Below are 8130 nucleotides of genomic sequence, written 5' to 3' on the forward strand. Positions count from 1 at the left end.
TTTACTGTAGGCGCTTTTTTATTGGCATATGAAAAAGTAAGGCCTGTCCATGCACACTTACAACTGCAGGAGTTTTACCTATCAGCTCACCATCTGCTTCAATCAATAACCCTTCAGTTTTTATGGAAGCTGTATTTAAGCGACTATAGGTAAGGTTTTTTATATACTCATGACGCTTAAAAAATAACTTAATAAAGCTTATTACATTATAAAAAAGCCCACCCGATCGCATTTGATAACACTCAAGCTGGCCATCAGTTAAATCTGCTTTTGGCGCTATTTTTAGCCCGCCACCAAAGTACTTATGATTAGCAAATACAGTAATTAAATTTTGATACTGCCGAGCATCGTTATTAAACGTACCTTGTAACTGCTGAGCTTGATAATAAAATAGCTCTTTAATGCTCGTCCAACTGTAATCAAAAGATGAAAAATTAGCTTTATCGTTAATAGTTTTAATCACATGAGCATCAAATCCTACCCCTGCAATATTAATAAAATAGCGGCTATTAATTTTTCCTATATCAATTGCTGTCGGTGTATTAAATAATGCCTTTCGCCAATCATCTTCTTTGCAATTAAACCCTCTGGAGAAATCGTTACCTGTACCGCAAGGTAATAATGCTAACGAACAACTGCTCCCTATTAGCGCATTGACCGCCAAGTTCAATGTACCATCGCCACCTAGTGCAACTACTTTGGGAAATTTACTCAGTAACAACCTTATTTGAGCGCAGTCATCGTCAAAGCTTCCCGTTGTAGTAAATATACAATAAGAAAAGCTGCGCTTTTTACAGATATTTTTAAGCCATGCCAATGATTTTTGGCTCTGTTTTTTGATACTTGGTTTAATAATTATAAGTAGTGACAAGCTTTTGTTTCCAGCAATGTATTTTAGAGTGAGATAACAAACGTTTAATTAAATTTTTTTAATCCGAATAAATAATCAAAAAACATTGTATAAAATGCATAAAAATAAATTAAAAAACCAAAGACCCCAACATCAAAGGGGTTAAAACCAACCGTCATATAAATAGCTATGCAAAAACAGTAATGCAACTTACTGAATCGCATATTAATAAAATCAATTCAGATTAGTTTAACTAATCCCTCAGGCTCAATTTTTATCGTTGTATTTTTAATCTAACAACGTGCAAAATGCACGCAATTTCAACAGATACGATCGGAGCAAAATAATGAAACCAATTAATACATTAAATCAAACAGCAGTAGCGCAAGTAGCCGTTAAACCAACTAACCGTAAAGCAAGAATGTTAGCTAAACTTAACACGATTGGTAAAAGACTAGCACTTAGCGGTGCAGCTCAATATAAATAATCACCCAACCATGATTATTTTTCGGTGCAGCGAACACTCAACCACTAAATGAAGTCACTTATTTAGCTCCCATTGTTTGCTGCAACCTATTTATTTTATTAAAAATTGCCTTAATTTCCCCTTATTTACAAAAAAAACCTCATTTACGTATGTTTTTTAGGCAAACAGTCATTTTGCTATTTACACAGCGGTATCACCTAAGTATTATTCTGCGTCACGGAGAGATGGCAGAGTGGTCGAATGCACCGGTCTTGAAAACCGGCATGGGTTTATAGCCCATCTAGGGTTCAAATCCCTATCTCTCCACCATATTTTAATTGGTGGCTTTTTTTATTCCATCAATACAACCGGTTATGCGTTGGAGAGGTGTCCGAGTGGCCGAAGGAGCTCCCCTGCTAAGGGAGTATAGAGTTTGTAGCTCTATCGAGGGTTCGAATCCCTCCCTCTCCACCATACTTAATTTAAACCACTTGATTGTGGTTTTTTTGTGCCTAAAATTTAACACCGATACTAAATTGGGAGGGTGAGAACCCTCGACAGGGTTCGACAAAATGTCTGGAACATTTTGGGCCGCTGCAAGCGTCGCGCAGCGATTGATTACATGGATGTAAGCAAGTCTACCCCCCTCTGGAACATACTTAATTTAAACCACTTGATTGTGGTTTTTTGTGCCTAAAATTTATAAAAACTAAACAAATTGTGCCTAGTAATAACTTAGGGCATTATTAACACAACTTTAGCCACTTTTAGGTTTAGCTATGATCCGGTTCATATTGCTATCATTTTGCGCGGCAGCACCATTTTTTACCTTGGCACAAAGTACAACAGTGTATAAGTGTGTAATTAAGGGCGTTCCTACTTTTAGCCAAACGCCTTGCGCTAAAGATGCACAAGTTATTACTCTTAAAGATATAAATGTAATTGAAGCATATAAAAGCTCTACGCCCGGTAAAGGTATTACCGATACCTCTGTTGATGACTACTTAGAGGTTCAGCAAATAGAGCGTGAAATAAAGCGCCTTGAGCTATCTATTGAACAAAGCCAAAAAGAATACGCAGCTAAAAAACAACAAATAGATTATATGACCCAAGATAAGGCCAATCGTTTAGGCGCTTCGTCTATTGCTGATGCTATCGCAACTAAAACAAATTCATTAAAACAAGCCTACGACGCATCAATTAGTCAAACGCAGCAAAAAATAGAGTCATTAAAGCAAAGAAAGCAGCAGCTTAGCCAAAACCCTTAAGCGCTCGTTTTACTATAGAAATAAATTGCGCAACGTCTTCTTGAGTATTATAAATATGTGGCGATACTCGTATTCCAAATTTGCGAGCATCTACACTGACTTTCGCTTTATTAAGCTCTGTAAGTACATGGTCTTGCTGCTTGTTAAAAAACAAAATAACAGTCCCGCTGCATTTATCACCACTCATAGGTGATACAACATATTCGCTTAGTTGCTCATGAATAAGCGTAAGCATCGCTAAGTTATGCACCCTTACCTTATGAGCTGTTAGCTCTGCAAAGTAGGTAATACTATTTGCGGCAATAATATAAGGCGCTACAGAAGGGGTGCCACCCCAAAACTTGAGCGCACTGGCGTTATATTCAAAGTGGTTAATATCGAACTCAAATGGATTTTGATGCGAAAACCAACCCACATCTTTAGGCTCACAATACTCTATTTGATTTTTGTTAACCCATAAATAAGCTGCACCTGGGCCACCACATAACCATTTAACGCTCGAGCCAATCATAAAGTCCGCATCGAGCACGCTTAAATCAAGCGGTATAACCCCCGCTGACTGAGCAACATCAACTATTGATAAACTATTGGTTAATTTACTTATAGCTACAATATCGTATACAGGCGCCTGTACACCTGTATTTGAATACACATGGCTTATAAAAACCAAGTCGATATCGCAAGTTATATAGCGCTGCCAAACATTAATATCAGTTAGGTTTTCGTGCTCTGGTATAAACATAATTTGTGCGCACTCTGGTAATGCTTTTTGCATTGCAAAACCCATGCTCGGAAAATCACTTTGCGCCATAAGCACTTTACAATTTTTTTGCTGTAATCGAGGGTGCGACATAAGCAACTTTGTTAAGCCACTTGATAAATTAACTTGAGGACAAAACTGCGAACTAGGCGCATTAAATAACTTACTAAGTGCGCTAGTAAATTGCTCAACTGCGGGAAGCCATTGCTGCCAAGGTTCTTTACTTGAGCTCTCCCATGGTAAAAAATAGTGCTGTGCTAAATATTGCTGTGTATTTTTAAGAGGACGCCCTACCGAGTGGTTTAATAAATAACAGCCATCGGCCATACAAAAATCGTTTTTAAGCATGTTATTTAATCCATTTTTTAAGTGTATTTAGATCGTCAAAACGTGTTTTTATATCGTCGCGTTTTGCGCTGGCTCGCCTATCTCTTAGTTTTTCGAGCGAATCAAGCAATACATGAAGCGGCGGACCACTTGCTGTTACTTTACTCATATACTGCTGTTGCATATTTTTTGAAGGCTGAGCAATAAACTTTTCAACCAGTTGATTATGATGACCGACCGCGGTGTCACCATGTAATTTACACACTTGGATAAATAACTTTGCGTGGTTTTTAAACCAACCTGTATTTTTATATTGCTCTGCTTGTAAAAAGTCATCCATAAAGCTTTGCATACGCATGGCTTCTCGTAGTATTTGCTGATCCTCTGGCATCATATATAAAAACTTATCCACCAGCATTTGCGAGTAACTAGGCTCGTTTGCGCTACAAAGGCCTAGTAACATATCAATCACGTTAATACCTGCAAAGTCACCAGCATTTGCACCTCTGTAAACCTCTTTACCTACACGATACGGTTTATAATAAGGGCGAACGCAGTTAAAAAAGCGATCTGTATCGAGCTCAGAATAAAGTGCATTATTTGATTCAATAACATCTATAAGCGCTTGTTTAGCTACTTTTAATAACTCACCACACAAGGGGTGTGAAATGCCTAACGGCAGTATTTTTAATAAAGCATCACTTGCTCGTTTATAGGCCAAAATACCTTGGGTGTTGTAATCAATAAATAGCTTTTCATCGGGTAAATTAGTAAATCGTTTATAAATACCGTTAAGTGCTTTGTTATGAGTAGTTAAATGGGCGGTAGCAAAACGAGGGGTTACGCCAATGGATGCACCAATATGCATAGCAAGCGCTGAGGCTTCTATTAGTGGAGAGGTGGTTTCTCTGCTTGGCTCAGTAATTTCATGGCGCCTACACGCTGCCATAAACAATCCTACGTTACCGAGTAAGTCAAAAGCGCTATCAAAGCCTTGATCTGTGTTGCCCTCGGCTAATAAATTGCTAACTAATGCGTTGCCTTTTTTTTCTAATTGTTGCTTTAAGGCCTCGCCTACCCCTTCTACATTTGCTTTATCGGTTTGCTGCCAATAAAGCTGCTCTAATTCACTATTTAAAGTGACAAACTCTGTTCGTATCCAGTGATCGAAAATAGCGGTATGTGTGTTCATTGTTGTGCTCTATTATTTTTATAGTTAAATGCTAACAGAGTTCAATGAGGGTAAAACGCCAAAAAAATTAGTAAAAACTGCAATACTTAGCAATAATCACTACAAATATAAAAATAATTAATAAAAGCCGACAACTATGTTAGATAAAAAAGATCAGCAATTACTCGTTGCACTGCAAAGCCAAGCTCGTATGTCGGTTTCAGACTTGGCCAGTAGTATTAACCTATCGGATACACCTTGCCTAAGACGTATAAAAAAGTTAGAGCAAGAAAACATTATTACCGGCTACCNCGCCGCCATAAACCCTAAAGCACTTAACCTTAATGTGTTGGTATATGCGTTTGTGCGATTAAGCCAAAACTCGGTAAGTGCTGCAGAGCAATTTGAGCAACATGTAGAAAAATTACCACATGTATTAGAGTGTTGTGTAATATCAGGGAGCTATGATTATTTATTAAAAATAATTGCCCATGATCTTGAGAGCTACGAAACGTTTGTAAAACATCAACTAGGTGGCTTAAGTTGTATCGCAAATATAGAATCAACAGTTGTGCTTAAACAATCATTTAGCAAAAAACAGTTACCATTATAAAAATAACCCAAATAACTTACTGTTAGCTATACTGATATTTCAAAACGATAATAATAATTGCTTGGACCTTATGTGAAAAATTTTAACTCTAAAAATCATTCTATTATTTTTTACATCATGTTTGCTTTAGCATATTTTTTAGTGGGTATAGCACTCACTAAACTTGCTTTTAATTCGCAAATAATTCCAATTTGGTTACCTGCTGGTATAGCTTTGGTCGGTTGTTATATTTGGTGGTGGCGCTTTATCCCGCCTTTATTTGTAGCTGCAATTGCATTTAATTTAAATATTTTTGATAGTTCAGCTCATGAGCTAGTCCTTGTCGGTAACTCATTTAACGAGGCTATGTATATCGCCTTTGGTGTGGTTATACAGGCAATGGTGGGCGCTGCTTTACTAAAATTTTGGCTTGGCCACCCACTACGCTTTAAAAAGCGTAAAAACATAATTTACTTTATTCTCGTCATAGCCATATTAGTCAGTTTAATTTCGGCTAACTTTGGCGTGTTCGCTCTTAGTCAATTTAACTCAGTTTACAGTATTGATAATCATTGGAAGAATGTTATTTACTGGTGGCTTGGCGATACATTAGGAGTAATAATTGCAACTCCGTTTTTACTTTCTTTATTACCACAAAAGTCTAACCAACATAATATATCGGCGTTTCCAACAATTGCAGTATGTTCTATTTTATTTGTGTCGGTTGCGGTCACAACACAGCTATACGATCAAGAAAACCGTATAAGCACAATTAAAATCGCCGAACGTGAAGTCCATGTTATAGAAAACAGCCTTTATAGATATACAAATCGCAGTATTATTGCAGTGCAGAGCCTAGCAAGTCAGGTTCAATCATCTTCAACATTAAGCCAACAAGATTTTTATTCTTATGCTAGCCAATTACTAACCCAGCATGCGTTTATTCACGCTTTATCGTGGAATGCAAAAATACCTCAAGATCAACGAGACGTCTTTGCTCAAGAGATATCAAACATTTACCATTTAGATGTTGATGTAGTAGGTGAGCCTCTTGAAATTAGCGATCCCCTTGTTATAGTAAAATACATAGCTCCTTTTAATGGTAATCAAAAAGCTATTGGCTTTAATGTATTTTCAAACCCTGATCGAAAAAATTCCCTGCTTAACCCTGCTATAAAATATATGCCCGTAGGGACTAAGATAATTCAACTAGTACAGACCAAACAGCCTAAGCCAGCTTATTTATTATTTGCTCCTGTGTATTCTCAAAGTAACGATAAAGAAACAATTAAAGGCTATGCCACAGGTGTATTTTTAGTACGAAGTATTATTGAACAAGCTATTACTAAACAGCAGTCTGATATGTTTTCGATTGGTATATATGAAGATACAAATACACCGCCGTTTTATAGTAATTACTCTCAAGATGTTCAGCAAGCCAAAGGCAGCCGTTTAATGTCGTTTGACGTGGACTTTGCAGGGCAAAAATGGATTGTAAAACTATCCCTTAAAGAAAGCTTTTTAACACAACATAATAGTCAGCTAACTTTATTATTACTCATACTTCAAGTTGCCGTATGTTCTTTAATTTTAATGGTTTTACTACTGTTTAATCAGCAACAAATAGCGCTTACACGTCAAGTTGCAGAGCGTACACACTCACTCGCACAAGCAAAACAGCAGTCCGATTTAGCTAATCAAGCTAAAAGCCAATTTTTAGCTAATATGAGCCACGAAATACGAACACCGCTCAATGCCGTTATTGGTTTTTCTTCACTTGCTCGCGAAACAGACACTGCAACTACACTCATTGGCTATTTAGATAAAATAAACTCATCATCTAAAAGTTTATTAAACTTAATTAATGACATTCTTGATATATCAAAAATAGAATCCCAAAAGTTAGTTATTGAATCTATTGCATTCGACCTAGGTGCCTTAATAACACGCATAAACAATATGTTTGAACAAAGCGCTGTTAACAAAGGTATTAAATGGCAAGTTAACTCAAAGCTACCTTTAGATACCTGGTTTATTGGTGATCCGATGCGAATTGAGCAGATATTACTTAATTTATGTAGTAACGCGATTAAATTTACAAGCCAAGGCAGCGTTACTTTAAACATAGAAACAGAGTTTACTGCCGCCAATAAAGTACAGCTTGTTATAACCATTAGGGATACCGGAATAGGTATAAAGCCAAGCCAACATAAAAAATTATTTAATGCATTTACCCAAGCTGATAGCTCTACCTCTAGGCAATTTGGTGGTACAGGGCTGGGCTTAACAATAGCAAAAGAGCTAAGCCAATTAATGGGGGGAGAAATAGCACTTGAAAGTGAAATAGATAAAGGCTCTACGTTTACATTTTCAATGCAATTAGAAACAACAGAGCCTAAAAAAGAACATGTTATTACATTTGATAATACTAATATTACTTCGCTAGACATTTTGGTCGCAGAAGACAACCCAGTGAATCAAATGGTTATTAAAGCGATGCTTGGCTCGCTGGGGATTGTGCCGTATATAGTAGAAAATGGCGAACTGGCCGTTGATATAGTTAAAAAGCAGCATTTTGACTTAGTGCTTATGGATTGCCAAATGCCTGTAATGGATGGCTATAGGGCAACGGCCCTAATCCGCCAGTTTAAAACCGAACAAGAACTCCCGATTATTGCTTTAACTGCCGACGTTAT

At 37.1% G+C, this 8130-nt stretch carries 7 protein-coding genes and 2 tRNA genes; 6 read left to right on the top strand and 3 right to left on the bottom strand.

The annotated features are described in order from the left end of the window. Position 1 precedes the first annotated feature (1 nt). Positions 2-871 (bottom strand): YegS/Rv2252/BmrU family lipid kinase, encoded by an 870-nt coding sequence (locus L652_RS0118810; RefSeq protein ID WP_024597152.1) that lies wholly within the window; start codon positions 869-871, stop codon positions 2-4. Positions 872-1196: 325 nt separating this feature from the next. Here L652_RS0118810 and L652_RS1000000125145 point away from each other — a divergent pair, with 325 nt between their 5' ends. From L652_RS1000000125145 to L652_RS0118835, 4 genes are all read left to right on the top strand, one after another. Next, positions 1197-1337: a hypothetical protein gene (locus tag L652_RS1000000125145; protein ID WP_164487637.1), complete on the top strand. Its 141-nt coding sequence runs from the start codon at positions 1197-1199 to the stop codon at positions 1335-1337. Positions 1338-1555: 218 nt separating this feature from the next. Further along, positions 1556-1646 (top strand) — tRNA-Ser (locus L652_RS0118825). A gap of 51 nt (positions 1647-1697) precedes the next feature. Further along, positions 1698-1790 (top strand) — tRNA-Ser (locus tag L652_RS0118830). 305 nt (positions 1791-2095) lie between these two features. After that, positions 2096-2584 carry an RNA-binding protein gene (locus L652_RS0118835; protein WP_024597153.1) on the top strand — a complete coding sequence of 163 codons (489 nt, stop codon included), beginning with the start codon at positions 2096-2098 and terminating at the stop codon, positions 2582-2584. Here the strand turns inward: L652_RS0118835 and L652_RS0118840 are convergent. Both L652_RS0118840 and L652_RS0118845 read right to left on the bottom strand, forming a co-directional pair. After that, positions 2568-3692 (bottom strand): aminotransferase class V-fold PLP-dependent enzyme, encoded by a 1125-nt coding sequence (locus tag L652_RS0118840; protein ID WP_024597154.1) that lies wholly within the window; start codon positions 3690-3692, stop codon positions 2568-2570. The two genes, L652_RS0118835 and L652_RS0118840, sit on opposite strands and share 17 nt — an antisense overlap. Position 3693: 1 nt before the next feature. Continuing rightward, positions 3694-4863 (bottom strand): monodechloroaminopyrrolnitrin synthase PrnB family protein, encoded by a 1170-nt coding sequence (locus L652_RS0118845; RefSeq protein ID WP_024597155.1) that lies wholly within the window; start codon positions 4861-4863, stop codon positions 3694-3696. A 136-nt stretch (positions 4864-4999) separates the two neighbouring features. On the opposite strand from L652_RS0118845, the gene L652_RS0118850 reads away from it, so the two are divergent. Together L652_RS0118850 and L652_RS0118855 are read left to right on the top strand one after the other, a co-directional pair. Then, entirely contained in the window at positions 5000-5455 is a 456-nt protein-coding gene (locus L652_RS0118850; protein WP_024603428.1) for an Lrp/AsnC family transcriptional regulator, read from the top strand. Positions 5456-5527: 72 nt separating this feature from the next. After that, on the top strand, positions 5528-8130 hold a 2603-nt coding region (locus L652_RS0118855), incomplete at its 3' end, for an ATP-binding protein (protein WP_024603427.1).

Origin of the sequence: Pseudoalteromonas sp. TB25 (assembly GCF_000497995.1) — a bacterium.
Taxonomy (GTDB): Bacteria; Pseudomonadota; Gammaproteobacteria; order Enterobacterales; family Alteromonadaceae; genus Pseudoalteromonas; species Pseudoalteromonas distincta.

Coding starts and splice junctions, on each gene's coding strand:
- L652_RS1000000125145 (WP_164487637.1), top strand. CDS start 1,197: ATGAAACCAATTAATACATTAAATCAAACAGCAGTAGCGCAAGTAGCC.
- L652_RS0118835 (WP_024597153.1), top strand. CDS start 2,096: ATGATCCGGTTCATATTGCTATCATTTTGCGCGGCAGCACCATTTTTT.
- L652_RS0118840 (WP_024597154.1), bottom strand. CDS start 3,692: ATGCTTAAAAACGATTTTTGTATGGCCGATGGCTGTTATTTATTAAAC.
- L652_RS0118845 (WP_024597155.1), bottom strand. CDS start 4,863: ATGAACACACATACCGCTATTTTCGATCACTGGATACGAACAGAGTTT.